At 29.2% G+C, this 25471-nt stretch carries 19 protein-coding genes and 3 pseudogenes; 7 read left to right on the top strand and 15 right to left on the bottom strand.

Translation table 11 applies throughout. The annotated features are described in order from the left end of the window. Window positions 1–6: 6 nt before the first annotated feature. The 3 genes from MARIT_RS07680 to MARIT_RS07670 all read left to right on the top strand — a co-directional run bounded on the left by MARIT_RS07680 (window position 7) and on the right by MARIT_RS07670 (window position 3096). Window positions 7–1476 carry an aminotransferase class V-fold PLP-dependent enzyme gene (locus MARIT_RS07680; RefSeq protein WP_100211199.1) on the top strand — a complete coding sequence of 490 codons (1470 nt, stop codon included), beginning with the start codon at window positions 7–9 and terminating at the stop codon, window positions 1474–1476. A gap of 1 nt (window position 1477) precedes the next feature. Beyond that, window positions 1478–2527, top strand: a complete 1050-nt coding sequence (locus MARIT_RS07675) for a M14 family zinc carboxypeptidase (protein ID WP_024742033.1) — start codon at window positions 1478–1480, stop codon at window positions 2525–2527. Between the two features lie 89 nt (window positions 2528–2616). Continuing rightward, on the top strand, window positions 2617–3096 hold the full coding sequence (locus MARIT_RS07670; protein ID WP_024742032.1) for an Lrp/AsnC family transcriptional regulator: 480 nt from the start codon (window positions 2617–2619) through the stop codon (window positions 3094–3096). 84 nt (window positions 3097–3180) lie between these two features. Here MARIT_RS07670 and chrA read toward each other — a convergent pair whose 3' ends face one another. From chrA to MARIT_RS07645, 5 genes are all read right to left on the bottom strand, one after another. Then, on the bottom strand, window positions 3181–4305 hold the full coding sequence (chrA, locus tag MARIT_RS07665; protein WP_100211198.1) for a chromate efflux transporter: 1125 nt from the start codon (window positions 4303–4305) through the stop codon (window positions 3181–3183). Beyond that, window positions 4293–4988: a pseudouridine synthase gene (locus tag MARIT_RS07660; protein WP_100211197.1), complete on the bottom strand. Its 696-nt coding sequence runs from the start codon at window positions 4986–4988 to the stop codon at window positions 4293–4295. The genes chrA and MARIT_RS07660 overlap by 13 nt, the downstream gene beginning before the upstream one ends. Before the next feature lie 11 nt (window positions 4989–4999). Then, window positions 5000–6214 (bottom strand): multidrug effflux MFS transporter, encoded by a 1215-nt coding sequence (locus MARIT_RS07655; protein WP_100211196.1) that lies wholly within the window; start codon window positions 6212–6214, stop codon window positions 5000–5002. Between the two features lie 11 nt (window positions 6215–6225). Then, the gene (locus MARIT_RS07650) at window positions 6226–7173 is read right to left on the bottom strand and encodes a tRNA dihydrouridine synthase (RefSeq protein ID WP_100211195.1); all 948 of its coding nucleotides are present in this window, start codon (window positions 7171–7173) and stop codon (window positions 6226–6228) included. A 142-nt stretch (window positions 7174–7315) separates the two neighbouring features. Further along, window positions 7316–8377, bottom strand: a complete 1062-nt coding sequence (locus tag MARIT_RS07645; protein WP_100211194.1) for an ETX/MTX2 family pore-forming toxin — start codon at window positions 8375–8377, stop codon at window positions 7316–7318. Between the two features lie 1743 nt (window positions 8378–10120). Here MARIT_RS07645 and MARIT_RS07640 point away from each other — a divergent pair. After that, window positions 10121–11013: pseudogene (locus MARIT_RS07640) on the top strand (IS3 family transposase); the annotation flags it as partial. Between the two features lie 7 nt (window positions 11014–11020). On the opposite strand, the gene MARIT_RS07635 reads toward MARIT_RS07640, so the two are convergent. Next, window positions 11021–11629, bottom strand: coding sequence for an IS630 family transposase (locus MARIT_RS07635; protein WP_100211083.1), 609 nt, complete (start codon window positions 11627–11629; stop codon window positions 11021–11023). Next, window positions 11598–12092 carry a helix-turn-helix domain-containing protein gene (locus MARIT_RS07630; protein ID WP_024742594.1) on the bottom strand — a complete coding sequence of 165 codons (495 nt, stop codon included), beginning with the start codon at window positions 12090–12092 and terminating at the stop codon, window positions 11598–11600. Before MARIT_RS07630 ends, MARIT_RS07635 begins: the two co-directional genes overlap by 32 nt. A gap of 44 nt (window positions 12093–12136) precedes the next feature. Between MARIT_RS07630 and MARIT_RS07625 the strand changes: the two are divergent. Beyond that, window positions 12137–12409: pseudogene (locus MARIT_RS07625) on the top strand (transposase); the annotation flags it as partial. 156 nt (window positions 12410–12565) lie between these two features. Here the strand turns inward: MARIT_RS07625 and MARIT_RS07620 are convergent. From MARIT_RS07620 to MARIT_RS07600, 5 genes are read right to left on the bottom strand one after another with little or no spacing between them, the layout of a single operon-like run. Beyond that, window positions 12566–12976, bottom strand: coding sequence for a hypothetical protein (locus MARIT_RS07620; RefSeq protein ID WP_100211193.1), 411 nt, complete (start codon window positions 12974–12976; stop codon window positions 12566–12568). 6 nt (window positions 12977–12982) lie between these two features. After that, entirely contained in the window at window positions 12983–14536 is a 1554-nt protein-coding gene (locus MARIT_RS07615) for a response regulator receiver domain (RefSeq protein WP_100211192.1), read from the bottom strand. Window position 14537: 1 nt separating this feature from the next. Next, window positions 14538–17435, bottom strand: a complete 2898-nt coding sequence (locus MARIT_RS07610; protein ID WP_100211191.1) for an ATP-binding protein — start codon at window positions 17433–17435, stop codon at window positions 14538–14540. Further along, entirely contained in the window at window positions 17425–18489 is a 1065-nt protein-coding gene (locus MARIT_RS07605) for a DNA cytosine methyltransferase (protein ID WP_197706287.1), read from the bottom strand. Before MARIT_RS07605 ends, MARIT_RS07610 begins: the two co-directional genes overlap by 11 nt. Before the next feature lie 18 nt (window positions 18490–18507). Then, window positions 18508–18729 carry a helix-turn-helix domain-containing protein gene (locus MARIT_RS07600; protein WP_100211189.1) on the bottom strand — a complete coding sequence of 74 codons (222 nt, stop codon included), beginning with the start codon at window positions 18727–18729 and terminating at the stop codon, window positions 18508–18510. A 138-nt stretch (window positions 18730–18867) separates the two neighbouring features. Here MARIT_RS07600 and MARIT_RS07595 point away from each other — a divergent pair, with 138 nt between their 5' ends. Beyond that, a complete protein-coding gene (locus tag MARIT_RS07595) occupies window positions 18868–19047 on the top strand; it encodes a hypothetical protein (protein WP_100211188.1) in 180 nt (59 codons plus the stop codon). 1328 nt (window positions 19048–20375) lie between these two features. Here MARIT_RS07595 and MARIT_RS07590 read toward each other — a convergent pair. After that, window positions 20376–20582, bottom strand: a complete 207-nt coding sequence (locus MARIT_RS07590) for a helix-turn-helix domain-containing protein (RefSeq protein ID WP_100211187.1) — start codon at window positions 20580–20582, stop codon at window positions 20376–20378. Window positions 20583–20609: 27 nt separating this feature from the next. On the opposite strand from MARIT_RS07590, the pseudogene MARIT_RS07585 reads away from it, so the two are divergent. Beyond that, window positions 20610–21053, top strand: a pseudogene (locus MARIT_RS07585) (integrase core domain-containing protein); the annotation flags it as partial. A gap of 253 nt (window positions 21054–21306) precedes the next feature. On the opposite strand, the gene MARIT_RS07580 reads toward MARIT_RS07585, so the two are convergent. Beyond that, window positions 21307–24006 carry an ATP-dependent DNA helicase gene (locus MARIT_RS07580; RefSeq protein ID WP_100211186.1) on the bottom strand — a complete coding sequence of 900 codons (2700 nt, stop codon included), beginning with the start codon at window positions 24004–24006 and terminating at the stop codon, window positions 21307–21309. 291 nt (window positions 24007–24297) lie between these two features. Next, window positions 24298–25460, bottom strand: a protein-coding gene (locus MARIT_RS07575) for an IS3 family transposase (RefSeq protein ID WP_100211185.1) whose coding sequence is annotated in 2 segments (ribosomal slippage) — window positions 24298–25220 and window positions 25220–25460 — 1164 coding nt in all. Because the reading frame shifts where the segments join, the coding sequence is not laid out codon by codon here. Window positions 25461–25471 lie beyond the last annotated feature (11 nt).

The following is a 25471-nucleotide window of genomic DNA, read 5'->3' as shown; positions in this document are numbered from 1 at the left end:
ACACAGATGGAAACACTAGAGCATTATTTTAATCAGTTTCGTAAAAATATCGTAGGTATCGATCAATCGTTTGAATCGCCTTATGGAATTCAAAAATTAATTTATAGTGATTGGACTGCAAGCGGGCGATTATACAGGCCGATAGAGGAGAAGCTATTAAATGAATTCGGTCCTTTTGTTGCGAATACGCATACAGAAACATCTACTTCAGGCGCTGCTATGACTTTAGCTTATCATGAAGCAAGAAACATTATTAAACGTCATGTAAATGCAAGTAAAGATGATGTATTGATAACCGAAGGCTCTGGTATGACTGGTGTTGTTAATAAATTTCAACGAATTTTAGGATTAAAGGTATGCGAAAATCTTAAAGAGCATACCCTTATTCCTGAAGAAAAAAGACCTATTGTTTTTGTTAGTCATATGGAACACCATTCTAATCAAACATCATGGTTAGAAACAATAGCTGATGTAAAAGTAATTCCTTGCAATCAGGAAGGTTTAATTTGCTTAGCTCAATTCAAAGAGATTTTAGAAGAAAATAAAGAGCGAAAATTAAAGATCGCTTCCATTACAGCTTGCTCTAATGTTACAGGTATCAAAACAGAATACCATAAAATAGCGAAAATAATACATGATTATAATGGCTTATGCTTCGTAGATTTTGCTTGTTCTGCTCCTTATGTTGATATCAATATGCACCCTGAACATAAAGAGGAATATTTAGATGCTGTTTTCTTTTCACCTCATAAATTTTTAGGGGGTCCAGGAAGTTCAGGGGTCTTAATTTTTAATAAAAAACTCTATAAAAATATGGTACCTGATAACCCAGGAGGAGGAACGGTTAGCTATACTAACCCTTGGGGTGACCATGATTATTTTGATGATGTAGAAACTCGTGAAGATGGAGGTACTCCAGCTTTTTTACAAACTATTAAAATAGCCTTAGCTATTCAGTTAAAAGAAAAGATGGGAACTACTAATATTAAAAAAAGAGAAGATGAAATAAATGAGCGTTTGTTTTCAGTCTTAGAAAGTATTGAAGGAGTACATATATTAGCCCCTCATCATAAAGAAAGATTGAGTATATTTTCTTTTTACTTTGAAAAGTACCATTTTAATTTGGTTGTAAAATTATTAAATGATCGTTTTGGTATTCAAACTAGAGGAGGATGCTCTTGTGCAGGAACTTACGGGCATTTTTTATTAAATGTAGATAAAAAGACTTCTAAAGCTATTGAAAATTTAATTTTAGAAGGCTGTAATACTGAAAAGCCAGGATGGGTTCGCTTATCTGTTCATCCAACAATCACAACAACAGAATTAGCTTTTATTTGTAGCTCATTAAAAACTTTAGCAGAAAATATAGCTGATTGGTCCAAAGATTATAGCTATGATGCTATTAAAAATGATTACGTACATGTTTCATCAGAACCAATAGAAAAAAGATTGGTTAAAAATTGGTTCTCTGTATAAAATGACATTGTTAAACGTAAAAAAACTTCAGCAAGACTATCTGAAGATAAAAGAAAGTACTTTATCAGGAAAATGGATTTCTTTTCAAGATATAAAGCCTTTATTAGCGAATATAGCAAGTCATTTTTCTTCAGAAAAAATAGGAAATTCTGAAAAAGGAGTACCTATTTATAAAGTATCAATAGGTACTGGAAAAAAGAAGATTCTTATATGGAGTCAAATGCATGGAAATGAGAGTACTGGAACCAAAGCTATTTTTGATCTATTCAATTTTTTAATACAAGAACAAGCATCTGTATTGGTTCGTAAAATTTTGGAAGAATGTACTTTAGAAATCATTCCTATGTTAAATCCTGATGGCTCTTTAGCATATACTAGAGTAAATTCAAACGGAATTGATTTGAATAGAGATGCTGTTGATTTAAAAGCTAAAGAAAGTAGGTTATTAAGAACTATATTAGATCGTTTTTCTCCAATATTTTGCTTTAATTTACATGACCAACGCACCATTTTTGGTGTTGAAGGAACTAAAAATCCAGCTGCTATATCTTTTTTGGCTCCTTCAGAAGAAGTAACCCGAAAAATTACCCAAGGAAGAATTGCTACCATGAATGTTATTATTGCCATGAACTCTTTCTTACAGCAAATAATACCGAATCATATAGGTCGTTATACTGACGAATTTTATCCAACGGCAACAGGAGATAATTTTCAGAAGCTAGGGCATAATACTATTTTAATAGAAGCAGGGCATTACCCAAATGATTATCAAAGAGAAAAAGTACGAGAATACAACTTCTATGCTTTAGTACAAGGTATCTATCATATTTCAATTGAAAATAAGTATCATCAATATAAAGAATATTTCGATATTCCCAATAATCAAAAGGTTTTCTTTGACGTTATACATAGAAATAAAAACAAAAAAGATGTTGCTTTTCAGTATGTAGAAACGATAGAAAATGGTACCTTTGTAACCGCTTTAAAAAAGGAAAAAGAAGGTGATTTATCCAACTTCTTAGCTCATAGAGATATCATACAAAAAGACTGATTTTTTTAAACTTTACTTAAAAAAAAGTATGATATGACTAAAAAAATTAATATTTTTGCACTATTATTTGAAAAAAATTTAAAAAAATAATGAAGAAATTTGTCCTTGATGAAATAGACCATCAAATTTTAGACATTTTAATAGAAAATGCGCGTACTCCGTTTACAGACATTGCCAAAAAACTTTTAGTTTCTGCAGGAACCATCCATGTTCGTGTAAAAAAAATGGAAGATGAAGGAATTATTCAAGGTTCAACACTAACGTTGAATTACGAAAAAATGGGATATTCTTTTATTGCACATGTAGGTGTTTTTTTAGATAAAACATCAAAAACTCAATACGTACTAGAAAACTTACGTTTGATACCTAATGTAACAGTAGCCTATGTTACTGCTGGTAAATACAATATTTTTTGTAAAGTAAGAGCAAAAGGAACTAATGAAGCTAAAGAAATCATTTATAGAATAGATGATATTGAAGGTGTTAGTAGAACTGAAACTATGATTTCATTAGAGGAGAGCATCAATGATAAAAAAAGAATGATGCACGCTATTTTTAAAGAACTGTAAAAAGATTTTTAATCTTTTATTAAATAGAAAAGGTCGTCTGAATTTTAGACGACCTTTTCTATTTTTTAATCGCCTTTTCACGTTTTATATAAAAGTTAGTAAATATCCTATAATGGCACCAATAGGAACTAGCCATATACTATTCATTTTTTTTATTTTATAAATTAATAAAATACTGATTCCCAGAATTATAAATTCCCTATAGCTAATTAAAGAGCTATATCCCATTTTAATCAACACTACGAGCATGATAGCAACGGCAGCTACATTTACTGAATCTAAAAAGTAAGATAGTATTTTAGAAGCTCTCATTTTATCTACAAGAGGATTTAAAATAAGCACAAAAATAAAAGACGGTAAAAATATACCTATGGTAGCAGCAATAGCACCTGATATACCGTTTAATTGATATCCTATAAAAGTAGCTGTAGAAAGTACTGGGCCAGGAGTAAGTTGGCCAATAGCAATAGCATCAATTAGTTCTTGCCTTGAAAGCAATCCGCTAGCAACTAACTCCGCATCTAAATAAGCAAATAGAACATATCCGCTTCCATACAAAATAGCTCCAACTTTTAAAAAACTCCAAAATATAGAAGAAGAAAGAATTATTTTCGGAATAGAAGAAACTTTTAATAAAAATAAAGGCAAAACTATTAAGTGATTCTTTTGGGTAAATTGCTGTTTTTTTAGATGAAAATAAATAGTACCTATACCGCCAGCTACGAGTAAAACAACTACTTCATTACAACCTAATAAAGCAGCTAGTATTACTAAGATTCCTAAAAGCGTCAATTCATAGCCTTTTACTGCTTTCTTTCCCAATTTTAGTATTGCCATAGCTATAATCACTAATACTGCCGGTTTTATACCATAAATAAACGGGATTATTTCTGGTAATTTTCCATAAGAAACATAGAGCCAAGCAAAAACACCTGTTATGATAACTGCTGGAAAAATAAAAGAAATACCAGCAACAAACACGCCCAATATTCCACCTCTTTGGTAGCCACAATGCATGGTTAATTCAGTTGAGTTAGGTCCTGGAATCAAGTGAGTAGCTCCCATAAGGTCCAAAAAATGCTGTCTTGAAATCCACTTTCGCTTCTGAACAACTTCCTCTTCCATCATGGCTATATGAGCCGCTGGGCCGCCAAAAGCAATACATCCTAATTTAAAAAACACAAAAGCTATTTCTTTTAAATCTCCCATTTGAACTCTTTTAATAAGCTACTCCAATCCTTGGGTAAATCCGATTTTAAAAACAAGACCTCTTTGCTAAAAGGGTGTACAAATTCTAAGCTGCTGGCATGCAAAAACATGTTTTCCCATCCAAAGTTATTTACATACATCATGTCATGGTTTTTATCTCCATACTTGGCATCTCCTATTAATGGATGACTAATTTTATTCATATGAATTCGCAGTTGATGCAACCTTCCCGTTTTTGGCTTCAATTCAACCAAACTATACCGAGAAGTTTCATAAGGTTTTACAGGAATGTTTAAAGTGATCGTTTGTAAAGTTTTTAATTGAGTTTCCGCCTCTTTATACACCTTCCCATCACGTCCTTTTACTGGCGTGTCAATAATTTTTGCTTTAGGAGAATGTCCTCTAATAACCCCGTAATAAGTTTTTTGTATTTCATTATTGGTAAATAATTTTTGAAACTTAGCTACATACTCTGTTTTTTTAGCTAATAGAATAATTCCAGATGTTTTACGATCTAAGCGATGAATCGGGTAATATTTTCCTCCAATTTGTTCGTCTAATAGCTGTAGTAATGATTTTTCATTAGAAACATTACGCGAATGGTGTGCATGATGCACCAAAGTATTATTAGGTTTTGATACACAAAGCATATGTTCGTCTTGATAAATAATAGGAATCTTCAATAGAAATGTTTTTATGTTTGATTTGAAAAATTGTTAGACTTTTCCTTTTTAAAAATAGCCAATAGCGCTAAAGAAAATACCCCACAAACTAAAAAGCCTATAAAAAGAGGTAGGGCAGTAGTGTTTATAAAACTTCCAATATAAGAAGCTATTGGAACTGCCATTATTGTTGAAAAAAAGCCATTAATAGCGGCTCCTACACCAGCAATGTATCCAATAGGCTGCATGGCTAAAGCTCTCAAATTTCCAAACAAAAAACCAATGGCAAAAAACTGAACCCCAAAAAAACTTAGCAGTACAATAATAGAAGGATTGCTCTTTTGATAAAATAGAAAAAGATATATAAGAGGAATGATTGTGAATAAAACTAAAAATACAGAAATAAGCCGTAACATTCCATATTTTACAACAAAAGCACCATTTAAAAAAGTAGCAAAACCAACAGCTATAGCCAGTCCTGCAAAAATAAACGGAAATTCATTTACCAAACCATATTGTTCTTGAAATATTGTTTGCGAAGCTGATAAATATACCATGAATGCCCCTGTTATAAAGCCAGATATTAATGTAAAAATAATAGCTGCTTTGTGCTTTATAAACTCTTTAAAACCATTTACAAATAAATTGGTGGAAAACTTTTTTTTATGATGATTACTCAACGTCTCAGGTTGTCTTTTCCAAAACCAAATAATCACCAATACTCCAAAGATCAACTGGCTATAGAAAATAGATTTCCATCCATATAAATCAAGCATTATTTTTCCTATTGCAGGAGCTACTACTGGAATCAGAATAAATACAACTACTATAAAAGACATGATTCTAGCCATATAGTCACCACTAAAACTATCTCTAACCATGGCTATACTAATCGTTCTAGGAGCAGAAAGTCCAATTCCTTGTAATATTCTACCTACCACCATCATTTCTAAACTTTCAGCAGTCACACATATAAAACTAGCTATAACAAACACAGCAAACCCCCAGTAAATTAATGGCTTTCTTCCAATACTATCTGAAATAGGCCCTGCTATTAATTGTCCTAGTCCCAAGCCTAAAAATATCATGGTTATTAATAGTTGGTTATCGTTAACGTATGCAATACCTATAGAAATTCCTATCTGTTTTAATGCAGGAAGTAAAGCATCTATAGCAAGTGCCACTAATGACATTAATGAAGCCATTAACGCAATAAATTCTAATTGCGATTTTTTTTGTTTTTGCATTATATAGGTATTTATTTTTCGTTATCTAGTATTTCTTTTACTGCTTGCTGATACTTCTGTGGAGAGGTTGCTTTTTTTATTTTTTTATATGTTTTATGAGGGTTTGAAAAAGATTTAGAAAAATACTCCCAAAAACCTAACATTTTCATTTTTATAGGAGTTGGTCCAGATAAAGCAGCATCGTATTGCTGATAAATTTCTTCATGAAAATCTCTAAAAATACTCCATCTATCTTTTGGATATTCCGTGGCATTTTCTTTAATCATACTAGGTAAAAACGGGTCGGCTATCAAACCACGGCCTATCATAAAATGCTTAATAGCAGGAAAGCGCTGTTGTATTTTTTTAAATTCCTCTATAGAAGTAATATCTCCATTATAGTATAGCAAATGCTTTGAAGTATCAATACATTTTTGGAAAGCATTCAAATCAACGCCGCCTTTATAAAGCTGCTTGCCTATTCTGGCATGAATCGCTACATTTTTTAAAGGATATTTTTCAAGAATAGGGAAGGTGCTTAGTATTTCGTTGCTATTTTCATATCCTAATCTCATTTTCATAGATACTACAATATCTGTTTCATGATGTACTTGATCTAATATTGCATCAATTTTAGCACGATTAGCAATAAGTCCTGAGCCCATTCCTGACTTAGTTACCATAGGATAGGGGCAGCCCAAGTTCCAATTTAGCTCCTTATAGCCTAGCTCTTGCACATATTTTGCAACAAATAAAAACTCTTCAACTTTATTCGTTATAATTTGAGGAATCACCTCTAATGTTTTATTATTTTCAAGCTGCAAATCTTTATCATAACTCGATTTAATTTTCATTTTTCCGTTTAACCGAATGTATGGAGCATAAAAAGTATCAATACCTCCAAAATATTTGTTTTGAGCATTTCGAAACCGGAAATCAGTAAATCCTTGCAAAGGAGAAGATAATAAGGTAAAGTTCATAGCAGCAAATATACTCTAATAAATATTTTGCCAATGAATTACGGAAGCCTTATTCATGATTCCATAAAGAAAAATTCCATCATGAAAACTCATGATGGAACTTAACACTTAATTTTCAAGGGTAAAGTCAAATGTAACTATATTAGTCTAACGGAATCGCTGGACCTGCAAATACCTGTACATTTGATTTCTTTAAATATGATATACTACCTGCACTTTTTTGGTTTCCTATGTACTTATCAAGAGTACTAGCAGGGAAGATGTTTCTTGTTTTATCACCATCAGGAGTTGATCTTCCTCCTGTATGTTCTAATTGGTAATAATAGTATGCTTCAAAGTTACCATTAAGAACATAAGGAATCTTATACCTAGCATCAACATTTACTAAATCAGTTACAATTCTAATTTTTCTCTTAGTTCTAGGAGGCATTTGAGCTGTATATTCAGCAGCAATAGTTTTAACAGTACTTCTAGTATTAGAATACCCTGTACTAAGCTCCACACCTACAGAAAAACTAGATTCAGCAAACATAGGAACGCCTATTTTAGCTTCAAAGCCTAAAGAAACTCCCGCACTTACATTTACAGATTCTTCTACACCTTGCTCATATGAATATGATTGCGTTGATTCATCTGTTAAGTTACTTTCATTAATAATATAAAACTCATGAACTTCTTTTCCTTGAGTATCTAATCTATCATAACTTACAGAAGGTTTTCCTGCTTTGATAGCAAAAGGAACATATCCATATCTCTCTCTATTTCTGCTACCTACATATTTAGGAGTATATCCATACTGATTGTTCAACACATCTTTATCATTAAAGAAAACAGCATAAGGTTTAAAAACCTCAAAGTGAGCTAGCCACTTATCAAATGTAGATGTTGCTTGTGTAATTTCACCAGTTGTAATGCCTAATTTTTCTAATCCTTGAGTTATGTTTAATGGGGAAGAAGCTGGTAAGCTTATTAAACCATTTGAAACTCTTTCTTCACTTTCTTTTTCTCCTTTAGCTATTAATTTCCATTCATTGCTAGCGTTGATTTCTTCGAGAGCTTTCAAAGCCTCGTCTCCTTCCAACTTAATACCTTTATTATCTATTCCTGTAGTACTTACTTGTTGATTAGAAAGTACTTCGTCATCTGTATTACAGGAATAAGCTATAAAAGCTAACAATGTTAAAGACGTAATAATTTTTTTCATTTTTAATTATATTTAAGGGGTTTATATTAATTCAAAAGGGTCACTTTTTTGCATAAAAATCCGTCTTAAAAATGCCTGTACGGCGTTAATAAGCATATTTTAATTATGTAAAGTTTATATAAATCTTATAAAAGTTGAATTTCAAAAGCATATCCGTACATTCTTAGCAACAAAAATTGAAAGAAAGCAATACCTGCTATAGGTAGCTTGAGAAATCTCCTAATTATTTATAAGAGATGATAAATTATAAGATTTTATTGATTTTTTATACGAGAACAATATGTTACGCAAGTCAAAAAAATGATATTTTTTTCATTTGGGGGAATGTTTAATAGTTGGTTAACAAAAAGGGGCACTTTTTGCATAAAAATTCCGTCTTAAAAATGCCTGTACGGCGTTAATAAGTATGTTTTAATATGTAAAGTTTATATAAATCTTATAAAAGTTGAATTTCAAAAGCATATCCGTACATTCTTAACAACAAAAATTAAAAGAAAGCAATACATGCTATAGGTACCTTGAGAAGTCTCTTAATTATTTGTAAGAGATGATAAATTATAAGATTTTATTGATTTTTTATACGAGAACGATATGTTACGTAAGTCAAAGAAATGATATTTTTTTCATTTGGGGGAATATTTAATAGTTAGTTAAATAATTCTTATTCCTGATTTTAGGAAAAGCTAACGAGTAACTAGTTATATAAGAATTACACTACAAATTTAGAAAAGTAAATAGGAATGGCAAAACATATCTAATTGATTTAATTGATAGTGACAAAAGATATATTTATAGGAGTGTAACACTCTATTTAACATAATATAAATTATAGTTTAAATATGTAGTAATTTCTGTATAGCCGTCTTTCTGGCTATTTACACATAATTGTAGATATAGTGCCTTTAGGTCTATATCTACAATAATTATGTTAAAAGAAATTACGGCTAATTAACTTCTAAGTTTATTTGATAGCTATAATTCTCTATAAAATATCCCAGAAAGCCTGGAACGCACAATAAACTATAGCGCTTGAGGCATTAAACATTCTTGTTTGGCTTTTTTTTTCGTTTAATTTTAATATTCTGTACAATTATTCAATTTTTTTTAAATACGCGATTCTCAAGAAACATTCGAACACACATTTGTATCTATAATTAGCCGTTATGTAAAATTTCCTCTTGCCAAAATCGATCGTATTGCTTTTTAAAACTTAAAGCTGAAAAAGCTTTTATTTTTAAACACAATTTACCAACGCTTACAGCCGCTAAAAGCTTACATTAAGTTCTTATCTGAGATTCGTGTATTTAAGAAAATATCCGTTACAATTTTTTTTAGGATATTCTCGTTAAGGTTTCCGCAAGAGTATAAAATTTTGCCTAGCTCAAATCCATACTTTAAAATTTCTATACCCTTGCTAACATAGTAACTAAAAATTAACTTTTTTCATTCTTGCGCTATTAGGTATTTTAAAAATTGATACTCAATCAATTCTTTAAAATAGTGTCTTGAAACAAAAGAAATCGACTTTCAGAGATTCACGAACACTTAAAAAAATATAAATGTCGTGAGCTAAACAAAAATTCAAGGCTTCAGATATTTTTGGAAACAATTACGGTTCATTCGCTATATTTTAGAATGGATTGTAACTCGTTAAGTTTGTTTTTAACTAGTATTAAACTTAATATGGAATGTCTACATTTGTTGAGACGAATTAATAGAGTCCATAAATATTATATTTGAATTATGGCAAAAAAGTATGATAATGATTTTAAAGTAATGTTAGTAGAGCTTTTAAAATCAGGAAGAAAAGCAAAATCTCTTAGTGAAGAATACGGTGTTAATGACGGAGTCATAAGACGTTGGAAACGTGAGTATGAAGCTAAATCTGGAGATTTCTCTAAGAAACGTGAGTTATCGGTAGAAGCGCAAGAATTAAAAGCACTAAAGAAAGAACTTAGAGAGGTTAAGTTAGAACGCGATATATTAAAAAAGGCAGTGAGCATCTTCTCCAAGAGCGACAAATGAGATATAAATTCATTTTAAAAAATGTAAGTGTATATCCTGTTGAGAAGATGTATAAATGTATGAAAGTTAGCAAAAATGCTTATTACTATTGGTTAAAACACAAGGATGTAATAAAAATACTACCCTCTAAGGTTTTACTCAAAAAGAGAATTAAATTTCATTTCGAACAAAGTAGAGAAATTTACGGAAGCTATCGTATTCAAAAAATGTTGGAAAGAGAAGGTTTAGTTTATGCACGTTCTTACGTTGGGCTACTAATGAAAGAACTAGGACTAAAAAGTATTCTAAAAAGGAAATATGTAGCAACTACTAATTCCAATCATAATTTATCGATTGCTAAAAACGAATTAGATAGAAATTTTACAAGTTTAAAATTAGGAGAAAAATGGGTTTCTGATATTACTTATATACGTGTAAATGATCATTGGAATTATTTAACAACAATAATAGATTTAGCAGATAAAAGGGTAGTTGGATGGTCTTTAAGTAAAGATATGACCACTGAAAACACAATAATGAAGGCGTGGAATTTAGCAAGTAATAATAGAGCTATTACAAATAAGTTTATCTTTCATTCAGACAGAGGAGTGCAGTATGCTTCTAATAAAATAATACGATTTAAACTTTAAAATGCGTTATAAATATTTCTTTGTATCTATAATCAGCTACAATTGATTTTATAAGTTCATTGTCCATTTGATTTACAATTTGATATAACCATTGTTTTAATTCTGTCATATTTTGAAAATACTTATTTCTAAAACGATACTTGATATATTGCCATATTTGTTCACAGGGATTAAGTTCTGGTGTGTACGGAGGTATTCTCAAGAGAAAAATATTATCAGGCACATTAATATTTTTTGAGGAATGAAAAGCGGCATTATCTATAACTACAATTTTATATTCGTTAGGATTATGTAGAGAAAAAGCCGCTAAATAGGCTTCAAATATTTTTGAATCTACTCCATTAATTTCCCACACAAAACTATCTCCATTTATAGGAGAATAGCTACCCCACAGGTAAGTATTAGAAAATTTATGTTGGTAAGACACTACTGGTTTTAATCCTACTAACGATAGACATTTACCTACAAAGGTCTTCAGACCAAATCGAGATTCATCTTGAAAATATAAATTGACGCTATCAAATCTATTATTCTTATTTAGACTATCTCTAATCGAATTAAACCTATCAGGAAGTTTTAAAAAATTCAGCCGAAGCATCTTTATCTTTCTTAACGTTACTTTTTCTTGGAACTTTAAGAGTAGTACCTAATTTAGTTTTTAAGTATTTCCAAAGCCATTGATATTCAATCTTAACACCGTGATTTACTTCTAACCACTTTTGAACATCTTTATAACCATTGAATTGAACTCTTTCTTGGTTCAACAGATTCTGTAACTCCTTGTGAATAGCAGGAGTAATTATTTTTGAGGATCTATTACGTTTGTCTGGACTTAGGTAATAATCTATTCCTTTTTCTCTATATATCTTCAACCATCTATGAAGAGTACTATAATTGATAGAAAGGATACTAGCTATTGGACCTAATGTTTTATAACCTCCTGAGCTAATTAAAAACAAAACTTTAAGCTTTTGTGAACTCTTAAAATTGGTTACTTTTTGTTTGTACGATTCTAATGTGTCTAAATCTTCTCTAATACGGATTTGAGTCAGTCTTCCCATACCTTAAAGATAATAAATTTAACTTAAATTAAAGTTTAATTGGTATAACTAACTTATTTTCTTTTAATAGAAAAATAACACAGAGTATGAGTAGAAAGGGAAACTGTTGGGATAATGCTGTAGCTGAATCCTTTTTTAAGACAATTAAGCACGAATGGTTATACCGTTTTAAATATAGTTCTTATAAACAATTATTCAGCAGTATTGAAGATTACATAAATTGGTATAATAACGAAAGACTTCACTCTAGCCTAGGGTATATTTCCCCTTTAGAAATGGAAGTCAAAATAAGAATGAATTTTAACAAAGCGGCTTGATCAAATTAGTCCCAAATTTATTAGGTAGTCCAATATAATCAATAATATGTATTGCTAAAACTCTAAAATATGGACGCTCATTTCACCTATTGTTTTAGCCAAAAATTTCGGAGGCCGTTTAAGTATTTAGATTCTATTTAACATAATACTATATAACTAAGCCTTTAGTTTACTAATCATATTTTCTAAAGCATACTTTTCTAATTCTTGTATGGCTTTACTAGATATTCTTATCTCCCAATTGGATAAACTGGGTAATAAACTTACTTCATTATCTATGAAAAAGTTACTATTGGTTTTTTGTAATTGTCTAGATGGAATTAAATACACAACTCTAGGTTGTTTTTCTATGATTAAAACTAAAGCGATAAACAAGTTATCGTTGAGTTCTCCTAAATCTTGCTTTGCAATTTTAATACTTTGTTTTACAGTATCTAAATTTAGTGGTTGTAGATATATTTGGTTGTTTCCTATTAAAAAACCAACCCCTTCACTCCCATCTGGTTTGGCGGTTAATTCTAGATTATGGCTTTTTAGTTTTGATTTTAGGAATTCTAAAGTAATCACAATAGCTTACTTATTAACTTTAACAAAATCAACTCCTACTCTTATAGGATGATTAAAACTATGATTTGTTATCCTTTGGGCATAATTTTGTTTTAGAGTAAACACATATTCAATGTCTTCTTGGACTAAAACTTTTTGTTTATTTCTAAACTCTATTCTTATTTTATTATCTACTAGTAAAGGATTTTCAACAAAATATTGTTTTGGTTTAACATATTCTTGCCCCCACAAAATACAAGTTTTAGAATCTATATAAGAAATAAAACCTCCATCACCTTTTTTTATACCTTCTTCCAAAGGAATAGAGTTTCCCTTTACAAAATAGTAATTAAAGTCTATATTGCTTTCACCATTGTGTAGTATACAATCACAAAGTGCTGTTATACATAAATAGTAAGTAGTATTTTCTCCTTTGAATATATCTCCAAAATTCAATAATTTCTTTTCTTTTAAAACAGTACCATTATAAAATGCATTTAATACTGCTATTTCAGAATTAGAAACTTTATAATTTTGCTTTGATATTTTATTTAGAAATTCTTCTTCAAGAATCTTTAAATCTGAGTCTTCTAATTTTAATTTTGAATGTTCTAATAATATTGATTTTATAAAATTATTAAATTCTAAATCCAAATTATGAATCTTTAGTTGCTTCCGGTGATACATTAAAGTATCAATACTAGTATTCAATAAATTTTCATCAATAAAAGAAGCATTATTAGTAAAACTATTTTGCATATCTAAACCTAATAATTGAGAAAGATTATTTTCGGACTTCCTTACTTGGTCTACTAATCTGTTCAAAATCTTAATTGCACTATTTTCAGATTTAGGAATAATAGTTATAATGGTATTATTAATATTAAGACTGAAATTTGTTCTATTTATATGAGATAATTTAGGGTTAGCTTCTAATGATTTATGTAAATTAGAAAAAGCGTAGGATACTTGAATAAGAGCTTCTCCAAAATTTAACAAGCCAGTACAATCTTTTATTAATTGAGGTAAATTATTATCTATTTTATAAAAATTACCATAAAGACGCGCATTGGCCTTTTCATCATTAAATGATATTTGATTAAAAGTAGCCAAATTATCATCTCTATAAATATCTAACTCATCAATTATATTTTGATAATACCCTAAATTATATCCTGAAAAATAAGTTGAAACATTATCAATAATTTCATTCATATTCAGTTCAGAAGTGAAAATTGAACAAAAATGAATATGTTTTTCTTTAACAATTTTAGATAATAGATTTAAAGAATGTTCTTCTCCATCATTACCTTCAAGTCTCCAATCAAGTAATACTAAATCTCTTCTTTTAAAAAAATATTTTAGACGCTCTTCATTTTGAAGGTCATTAGGAGTAAATTTATGAACTGCTAGTGAAATACCTTTTTCTTTAAATTTTTTAAGAAGATTAATAGATAAATCAACTTCTGGATAAGGGTCTTTGGGTTTTGCTTTATATGGCTCTAAGGCTTTCTCATCAATAAAAATAGCAGACTTTATTGAATCTAGAATTATTTCTTTGGTTTTCTGATTTAAAGTCATATTATAATATTGATTTTATAACAAAACAAGCACCGTTAAGCACATTGTATTCTTTTTCATTTGTAGCATATATATCTAAATTACTTTCATTTAGACTTTGTTTTGAGAGGTATAAACCTATACCTCTACCGTTTGGACGATTAGAGTAAAACATATCAAATATTTTATCTAACCTATGATTTTCTATTTTTAATCCTGAATTACAAATAACTATTTCATTTGTATCTTCTTTAAAATCTAACAATATTTGCCTGTCGTTTTTATTACGCATCCAATAGATAGCATTGTTTATTATATTTATAAATACTGTGTGTATAACAGGCTCTTTAATATTCAAACTATAATTATTAAACTCTGTTGTAGTTTGAAATTTAATTTGGTAATCCTTAATTCTTCTATCAAAGAATTTTATTAAATAACTATAAATATCTAAACCAGTTACTTTTTTAGGAACGACACCAGATATTCTATACAAAGGAGATAATAAATCATATTTATCTTCTAACTGCTTGAAATTTTGAGTTAGAAATTGAAATTGCTCAACATCAGTAAAAAGATTTTCACTGCTAAGCTTTGAAATAGAGTTATTTATTTTGGCATATAGTTGATTGAATTCGTGGTCTATAATTTCAACAGCAACACCTAATTGAGCTGTTTCTCTAGTTTGTTCCCATTTGTATTTTATTGTTTCATATTCTGCTTTATAAGCTCCTTGTACTAACTCTTCATCAATATCAAAACTTAACTTACTTAAATGTTCTACTAATGGTGTAAGCTCTTTATTTATCTGTTCTCTAAGAAATTCAAATTTAGAACTTAACTTTTCAGATTCAATTAAAACACTTTCTTTTGAATCTATAGAATTAACAATTTTATCTTTATTAAAATTTAAATCATCAACAATTCTTCTTGAACGAAAAGAGAAATCTTTTAATATAGAATCATATTTTGATTTTAATTGATTTCTATTCTCTGTAATTATCTTTTCTAAAACTCCATTAAACTTTTGATAATTTTTAGAAAACTCCATTTTCAATTCTTTGACTTCCAGTTTTTCTTTAACTTTTGTCATTAGTTGAATACTATCTTTTTTGATAGTATTATTAAATGTAACTATTTTATCTTCATATTTGTTTAAACGGTCTAATTGAGTGTCAGTAGGTTTATATCGTTTTGGTATTTTGGGTATTAAATTTTTAAATTCTATATCAAGCGTATGAAGTCTATCTAATAAGTCTTCAATATCAGAATACAATACATTAGTTGCATTTGTTTTTTCTTCTAATTCATTTAAAATAGTTAGATACTCTTCTTGATATTTTTTTAAGTTTTCAGGACAATCTTTTAAAGAACGTGAAAAAGCTTTTTTTTCTTCAATAGCTCTTTTATTGTCTTTTTTTATAGCTTCACTTTCTTCTTTTATTTTGGTCTTTTTATCTAAAAATATTGACTCTCTGGCATCCGTTCCTAAAAACTCTTGTGCTAACTCTATAAAAAATGACTCTAAATCATTCTTAAATGTTCTATATGCTGAATTATTTATTAATCCTTCCCTACTTGACTTATCGTTTAGCTTATTATTTACATTTCTTGAAAGTTCAATGTACCCGAACATTCTTCTATGCGAGAAATAAGAACTAGCTCTTAATGCTCTTCTTTTTTCAAAACCTAAAAAATCAAAATCAGTTCTTCCGTAAGGTAAAACTCTAAAATTATCTCTGTAAATATATAACCCTCCATTTGCCTTAACTTTATCACTAATCCTTTTCCAAGCATTAGATTCAAGTTTAGATTCACTTTCTTTACCTTGTGAAACTCCAACTTTAATAGGAAAATTTCCATAGAAACTTCTTCTATCTTTTTTTCTAGGATTTGTATAAGAATAATTTATTAATTCATCATATAATTTTAATGTCCCATTAAAAGAACCTTCCCCATTAAAAACACCTTCTATTACAACATCAGCATAATTAAAATCTTCAGAAGTAAAGAATTGTCCAAATACGGTTAAAAAATCATATTCTGCATTGACTTCTTTAAATATTGGTATTGCTGTATTAACAATTTTATTATTTTCAACAAACTCATTAGTAAATCCTGCAAGACTAGATGCTACAAACTGTCTATCATCTAAACCGTCATCATCATTTTTTGTTATATCTATTATTTGGTCTAAGGGTTCAAATACAATAAACTTTGTTCCGTGACTATTTTCTATATCTAAAAAACCATTTAGTAACTTATCCAATAAAAAACTTGGAATTTGTGAATTTATTACTGAATTTTCAATATCTCTTCTTAACCCTAATTGTTTTTCTTCCCAAATATAATTATCATCTATATCTTTTTCTTTATCAAAATTTTTAAGAAAAGATTCTTTTAATTTATCAAACTTAAAAGAAAAATCATTAACATTTTCTATGTTTTCAACAGGTATATCAACATCATCTAAAAAAAGATTATAATTTTCTAATAACCTCCAATCAAAAAAAACAGCCTGTAAAGGATGTCCTTGCTTTTTAGTAAGCATCAACATAGGATTTCCTAGGAATGCTACAGATAATCGTCCTATTCCTTTTTCACCCGCTTTGATTCTAGGTTTTTTCCAAAGAGTTTCTTCACTTTCTTGTTCTTCTAAAGTAGCTCTACTTTTAGAATCCGTACCAAGAACTAACCATTTTTCAAAAATATCATTTCTAGACATTCCTTTTCCATCATCTGTCATTACAAACAAAGGAGACTTAACATCTTTATAGGTATCTAAATATATTTCAGCAGTTAGGTTGTCAGCATAAGCATCATAACCATTTTTCCATAACTCAGTTATAGCGGTTGGTAAATCTGCAATTTGACCTTTACCCAATAAATCAACAGCTCTTGCTTTGGTTCTAAATTGCATTTTTATGATTTTGTATTATTGCTTGTCCTACTCTTTTTGCATATTCCGGAGGCACTGCATTTCCTATTAAACGAGCTATACTTCCTATACTTGTTCCTATAAATTTATAATCTTTAGGAAAAGATTGTAAAGTTGCTCCTTCTCTAATTGATAAAGCTCTATTCTCTTCTGGATGTACAAAACGACCATTAGAAACACTAAAAAATTTTGTTGTAATTGTTGGAGATGGTTTATCCCACCATAATCTTCCAAAAGTATCCTTGAAAGAATTATCTCTTCCAATAAAACAATCTAATTGAAGTTCAGGGTCATTAGCGAAACTAAGACGATTACCTCCATCTTTTTTTACCTTTTTCAAACGTCTTAAAGTTAATTCACTAACATTTGGAACTGAATGATTAAAATCTGTTTTATCCCTATGACCAGCTTTTATTTGTGGATAGCCATTATCCACTCCAATGACATCTCTTACGGTCAATTTTTTATTTACTTTTACAGGCTCTAATTCATTATTAGAGATTCTATTTGCAATTAAAGTAAACCTCTTTCTATTTTGAGGAACTCCATATTCAGAAGTATTATGAACTTTAAAATGAACAGTATATTTATTTTCCTCTAACCAATTTATAAAAGTTTCTAAACCGCTTTCTCCTTTTTTGCGAAGAACACCAGGAACATTTTCAACTACAACATAACCAGGGTTAAAATACTTAACAAATCTTTCGAACTCTACTAGTAAGTTTTTAGATTTTTGAGATTTTTTCTTATCGGTATTTATAATACTCCAAAATTGACAAGGGCTACAACCTATAAGTAATAGTTCGTCATCATTACGCTTAAGTTTCAAAGCTTTTTCTAAATCAGTCTCTTTTAATTCGAAAACGTCAGCTTTAATAAATTTTGCTTTTTTAATATTAGCTTCATAAGTAGCTCTACAATTTTCCTCATAATCAATTCCTGCTAAAACTTGAATACCAGATTTCTGCATACCATAACTCATTCCTCCTCCTCCGCAAAAGAAATCAACAGCCTTTATTTTATTTTTTAATTTCAATTTTATGATTTTAAAAAATTAATTTTCTTCCTTTAATTTAAGTTTTTTACAAACTTCTTTAAATACATCACAAGGCTCTACATCAATAGCTAAAGCTATTAGATATAATTCATTTGCTCTGAGCTTTGTTCTCTTATTATTAGACAACTCACTCAATCTAGTTTTACTAATTCCGGTCTTTCGAGATACATCAGACCTGTTTACAGATTTTCTTGATAAATATAGTCCTAAATCAGTCATTTTTGTCCGTTTTTTAGATTATAAATCTAAAAAATATGACCGTTTATTCTGATTTTCTAAACAATTAGTTTTTATTTTATCCGAATTATGATATATTTGTTCTTATAATCGGGATATTTAACCTAAAAAACAGAACAAATGAGCTATAAAAAATATACTAAAGCACAATTAGAGGAAATAGTTCATATTCAACTTGATAATCTAAATGCTGTACATGATTTATTAAAAATTATGAAACTCCAAAATGAATTGATAGAAAATGCTAATAAGAAATTGAAAGACGAAATTATTGATTTTAAAAAAAGAGTTAATTATTAAATAATGGATTAATCCAAGCCATTCCATACACATTCCCCTACTCTCCTATTGTCATTTCGGGTAAAGAGTATTCCATTACATTTTCAATAAACTTTTGAGTAAAAAAAATTGAAGTAAAATTTTGTTTTGCTAACGCTTTTTTCCAAAGCAAAGTAACATAACGCAGTACATTATAGTTTAAATATGTAGTAATTTCTGTATAGCCGTCTTTCTGGCTATTTACACATAATTGTAGATATAGTGCCTTTAGGTCTATATCTACAATAATTATGTTAAAAGAAATTACGGCTAATTAACTTCTAAGTTTATTTGATAGCTATAATTCTCTATAAAATATCCCAGAAAGCCTGGAACGCACAATAAACTATAGCGCTTGAGGCATTAAACATTCTTGTTTGGCTTTTTTTTTCGTTTAATTTTAATATTCTGTACAATTATTCAATTTTTTTTAAATACGCGATTCTCAAGAAACATTCGAACACACATTTGTATCTATAATTAGCCGTTATGTAAAATTTCCTCTTGCCAAAATCGATCGTATTGCTTTTTAAAACTTAAAGCTGAAAAAGCTTTTATTTTTAAACACAATTTACCAACGCTTGCCAACCGCATAAAAGCTTACATTAAGTTCTTATCTGAGATTCGTGTATTTAAGAAAATATCCGTTACAATTTTTTTAGGATGTTCTCGTTAAGGTTTCCGCAAGAGTATAAAATTTTGCCTAGCTCAAATCCATGCTTTAAAATTTCTATACCCTTGCTAACATGGTAACTAAAAATGAACTTTTTTTTCATTCTGCGCTATTAGGTATTTTAAAAACTAATACTCAATTAATTATTTAAAATAGTGTCTTGAAACAAAAGAAATCGACTTTCAGAGATTCACGAACACTTAAAAAAATATAAATGTCGTGAGCTAAACAAAAATTCAAGGCTTCAGAAAACTTTGGAAACAATCACGGTTCATTTGCTATATTTTAGAAAACATTGTAACTCATTAAAATTGTTTTGAGTTAAATATAAAACACTCAATATTAAGAATGTGCATTGCTAACCCTCTAAAATATGTACGCTCATTCCACCTATTGTTTTGACCAAATTTTTCTGATGCCGCTTTTTTTAAGTAGTAACTTCTATTTAACATAATATAAAACTTTAACCTTTTAATTCGTTAATCATATTATCTAATGAATATCCGCTTAATTCTGGAATTGCATAGGTATAATTGGTTTTCTCCAATTAAGAAATCAACCCCTTCTCTCCCATCAGTTTTGTTGATAAACTCTTAGTTATGGCTTTTAAATTCAGATTTTAGAAATTCTAAAACAATCATTTTGTAGAAACTAAAAGCTCTCTGATATCTATATCTAGTATTTCTGCAATTCTTTTTAAATCCTTTAAATGTGGTTGTGATTTATTATTGCAAAAAGCCGTTACAGAAGTCGTACTTTTCCCTAATTCTTCCGCAATCCACACTTGTGATTTTCCTTGAATTACTAGTACTTCTTTTATTCTATTTATTCTTTCTACTGCCATATTTATTTGATGTATTCTACCTGAGGTTTTACTATCATAGATGATTTTAACAGAGAGGCTTTACATATAGAAGCAGATTTTTCGTTACCTAGTAATAGAATAGTTTACGTTTTAAATCATCTGCTAAAACGCAAAGGTAAACCACAAAAGATACGTATGGATAATGGTCCGGAATTTATAGCCAATTTAACTGCTACCTGGAGTGCCATGCATGAAATTGATTTTAAATATATAGAACCAGGAAAGCCCACACAAAATGCTTTTATAGAACGTTTTAACGGTTCATATAGATGAGGAGTTTTAAATAAATATATTTTTGAAAATATTCATCAAGTCAGAGAGCAAACCCAGATATGGATGCACGATTACAATAATTTTAGACCGCATGATGCTTTGGGAGATATGGCTCCAATCCCGTATGCGAAACAACATTGTGTCGCTGCCGCTGGGCGCATTTTAAAACAGGATTGACATAAAAAAATATAATGAAAGATGTCAACCCTGTTTTAAAACGTAAAATTCATATATTTGGATTAATAATCAGTTCGAAAAAGGGGAAACTTACCAAACAGCGGTTGGTTTTGAGCTCATTCTATTTTAGTTTTTGAAGGTCTCCTAAAAAAAACAAAAGCCCTAAAAAGAGCTTGGTTTTATATCTATTTTCGTAAAATTATAGGCTTGTGCAACGGTTACCGGTGTTAGCAACTGGCCTTTTTCATATTAATTAAAGACTGTTCTTCGTTTTAAGTAAAGCATAGTCCTTTTTGTTAAACTTAGTTTTAAAACTTTCTATAATTTTCTTTTCAGATTCGGGTGTCCAATAAATTTTTAAATTTTCTTTTGCTCGTGTAATTGCTGTGTAAAAAATATTATGAGAAATCATCTCTTCTACTTCATCTGTTATCACAATTTTTACAGAGTTATATTCTAACCCTTGTGCTTTATGTATAGAAACTGCATAAGCTACTTGAAAAGGAATAATATTACTAGAATCATCATCGTCATCATCAGTGCTTTTGTACTTGTCGACAGTGAATCGAATTACGGAATTCCCATTTTCAGAATCATCTAAGAGTTCAAAATCATACGATTCTGTGTCGAATTCATTAAGTGCTAGATTAACTTCAATATCAAATTGAATTTGTTCGTCAAGTAATTTAATTCCTGATATTTTACCTTTTAGATTGTTATAAATTAGAGGTGAAAAGCGACCTGATTCGTTGAAAATTATTGGGTCTTCCACTTTGTAAGTTTGAGTACCCCAAACAAATGCTTGATTAGAATTACTGCTTTGTAAAAATGAATTTATATTGTTTATGCCATAAAGACCATCATAATTTAAACAAAGTATTATTTCGTCTTCTTCTGCATTTTGAAAAATTGAATTATCAAGTGTTTTAGAATATTCGTTTTTCGTTAAAGTTTCTAGAATGTTATCATCAATGTTTCTTACTCTTTCCCAAAGTCTTAATAAATCTGGATTATTACTTCTATAAGGTTTTTCCAATTCAAATACTGAAGATTTTGGAATAAAAGACTTTATTAGACTGAACCAATTTCCAAAAAGTATTGATTCTATTTGAAATACGTCTCCAACAAGAATAAGCAACCTGAATTTTGCTTTGTTAAGTATTTTAAGCATATCAGAATTACTTACTGTACTGCACTCATCTATAATTAAAATATCGTATTCAGTTTCTTTACTCCAAGTAAATTTGGTTATAGTTTTAAAATTACAATTTGCAACCTTTATATTACGTTTTAAATTATCAACTGCAGGATTAGTATTTGCTAAATATAACTTACTTTCTTTGTCAAAAAAGTTTGAAATATGATTAATCATAGTTGATTTACCAGTTCCAGCTGCCCCATAAATCAAAGCTACTTTTGAACTTTCGAATAAGTTTTTAAGAGCAGTTTCTTTTTCTTCACAATCAATTTTATAAGCAGTTGAATTAAGCCAAGATTCTATTGAGTTTTTATAATTTTTAATTCCCGCAGATGATATTTCTTTTAGCTTGTTTATGATGTTAAAAGTATCTGCTTCATAGCCTTTGATGAATACACTTTTTTTAAAACTTTCTATTTCTCTATTTTTATGTTTCCAATATAGATTATCATTCCATTGACTTATAAGTTCTTCAATATTATCAAAGTTTTCAATTTCATTGATAGCAGTAAATAATTGTCCTTTTTGTTCCGTATTGTTTTTTATATGTCTTGCTAATATTTCGTGTTTTCTGCCTTCAGTATCGATAGATGAGAAAAGGTCACTCAGTTTAGGGTTGTGATTAATTAATGCCGAATTGAATGGCATTTGGTCAAAAGGAATAGACCCAAACTCTAAATTTAGATTTGATAATAAATGACAAGGTGAATTAGTGTACTGTTTTTTAATTATTTTATTATTAAGCTTAAGTAGTAAATATCTAAGCAGATTATGACCATCACTTTTAGTTTTACCCATTTCTCTACATTTATCCAGTAATTGGAATATTCGAGAAGCTTTCGATTTTTCAGTAACCGTCTTTTTTACGTATTCATAATACCAATCATTTAAACTAATAACCTCTACTAAATTTAATCCGGATGATGTTAAATATTTCATTAGTTCATAAGATTCCTTACCACTACTAATTTTAGATTTTACACCAAAAATTTTCGCAAAATTATCTATTTCACAAGGGCGAATTGAAACGTCCCAACTATCAATGATTTGAATAGGCATTTTTTTATCTAAAATATCTATATAGTCAGTACTTATTGATAGTTTCACTGCATAATTTCCAAGTATTTCAAGCTTGGTAAAAGCAATTATTCTGTCAAATTTGCTTGTATAATCATTGGCTCTTCGAAAAGTTACTTCATAGAATATTTCATTTTCTACAAAAAAAGGTTTTACTTTTTGAATATAATATCTGTCTTTGTAATTAGTTTTTTTACGATTTTCTTCAGGCTGTTTAATTAATGAAGAAATTTTTTCATAATATTCTTTTAGGTTAGAATCAGTTTGGATTGGAAAATCTTTTAGATTGTAAAGGGCATCTAAATTATATGTCTTGTAAAGAAATGACTTTATTTTAATAAGGTACTCAAAGTATTTTAGTATTAATCTTTCTGAACTTTCTTCGTTTAGAGTATAATGTGAAGCTGTAATTTGTAAGAGTTTATGAAATCTTGATAAAAACTTTAAGTCTCCTCTGGCTTTTATATACTCAATAGCATTTTGGATATTTTCATAGCTATTATTTAACTCTGTTTGTTGTGCATCTTCAAAAACTTTTAAAGAAATATGTTCAACAAAGTTCCTAAGTTGAGACAAAATATTTTGGGATAATAACCCTCTTTCATCGTCATCAAATTTCTCAATGTTCTTACAAATTGTTTTATCAATATTAAGTATGTGGGAAGTGATTTTACTCATTCGGATTTAGGGTTTGCTGTGGCTTGTTGCTAACGTTCTCGGCTATTAGTTTTTGCGTGAATTTAGGAATAAATTTTCTAAGAAAAAACTTAGGATTGAAAATCCGCGAGGATTTTCATAAGTAGTCGAGAAGTAGCAAGTACTTATAGCGATTGTTAGCAACTTTAATTTATATTCAATTCAGTTAAAATATTAACTTCTTTTTCTGCATTTTTATCTTTCAGTTTTGCAATCAATTTACAAGGATTATTTATTGTTCTGGACTACCTAATAAATTTGGGACTAATTTGATCAAGCCGCTTTGTTAACCCCCATTCTTATTTTGACTTCCATTTCTAAAGGGGAAATATACCCTAGGCTAGAGTGAAGTCTTTCGTTATTATACCAATTTATGTAATCTTCAATACTGCTGAATAATTGTTTGTAAGAACTATATTTAAAACGGTATAACCATTCGTGCTTAATTGTCTTAAAAAAGGATTCAGCTACTGCATTATCCCAACAGTTTCCCTTTCTACTCATACTCTGTGTTATTTTTCTATTAAAAGAAAATAAGTTAGTTATTTTATTAGAAGCATACTGCACTCCTCTGTCTGAATGAAAGATAAACTTATTTGTAATAGCTCTATTATTACTTGCTAAATTCCACGCCTTCATTATTGTATTTTTAGTGGTCATATCTTTACTTAAAGACCATCCAACTACCCTTTTATCTGCTAAATCTATTATTGTTGTTAAATAATTCCAATGATCATTTACACGTATATAAGTAATATCAGAAACCCATTTTTCTCCTAATTTTAAACTTGTAAAATTTCTATCTAATTCGTTTTTAGTAATCGATAAATTATGATTGGAATTAGTAGTTGCTACATATTTCCTTTTTAGAATACTTTTTAGTCCTAGTTCTTTCATTATTAGCCCAATGTAAGAACGTGCATAAACTAAACCTTCTCTTTCCAACATTTTTTGAATACGATAGCTTCCGTAAATTTCTCTACTTTGTTCGAAATGAAATTTAATTCTCTCTTTGAGTAAAACCTTAGAGGGTAGTATTTTTATTACATCCTTGTGTTTTAACCAATAGTAATAAGCATTTTTGCTAACTTTCATACATTTATACATCTTCTCAACAGGATATACACTTACATTTTTTAAAATGAATTTATATCTCATTTGTCGCTCTTGGAGAAGATGCTCACTGCCTTTTTTAATATATCGCGTTCTAACTTAACCTCTCTAAGTTCTTTCTTTAGTGCTTTTAATTCTTGCGCTTCTACCGATAACTCACGTTTCTTAGAGAAATCTCCAGATTTAGCTTCATACTCACGTTTCCAACGTCTTATGACTCCGTCATTAACACCGTATTCTTCACTAAGAGATTTTGCTTTTCTTCCTGATTTTAAAAGCTCTACTAGCATTACTTTAAAATCATTATCATACTTTTTTGCCATAATTCAAATAT

This window comes from Tenacibaculum maritimum NCIMB 2154, assembly GCF_900119795.1.
GTDB lineage: Bacteria > Bacteroidota > Bacteroidia > Flavobacteriales > Flavobacteriaceae > Polaribacter > Polaribacter maritimus.
This window is presented reverse-complemented; position numbering and strand designations above follow the sequence as displayed.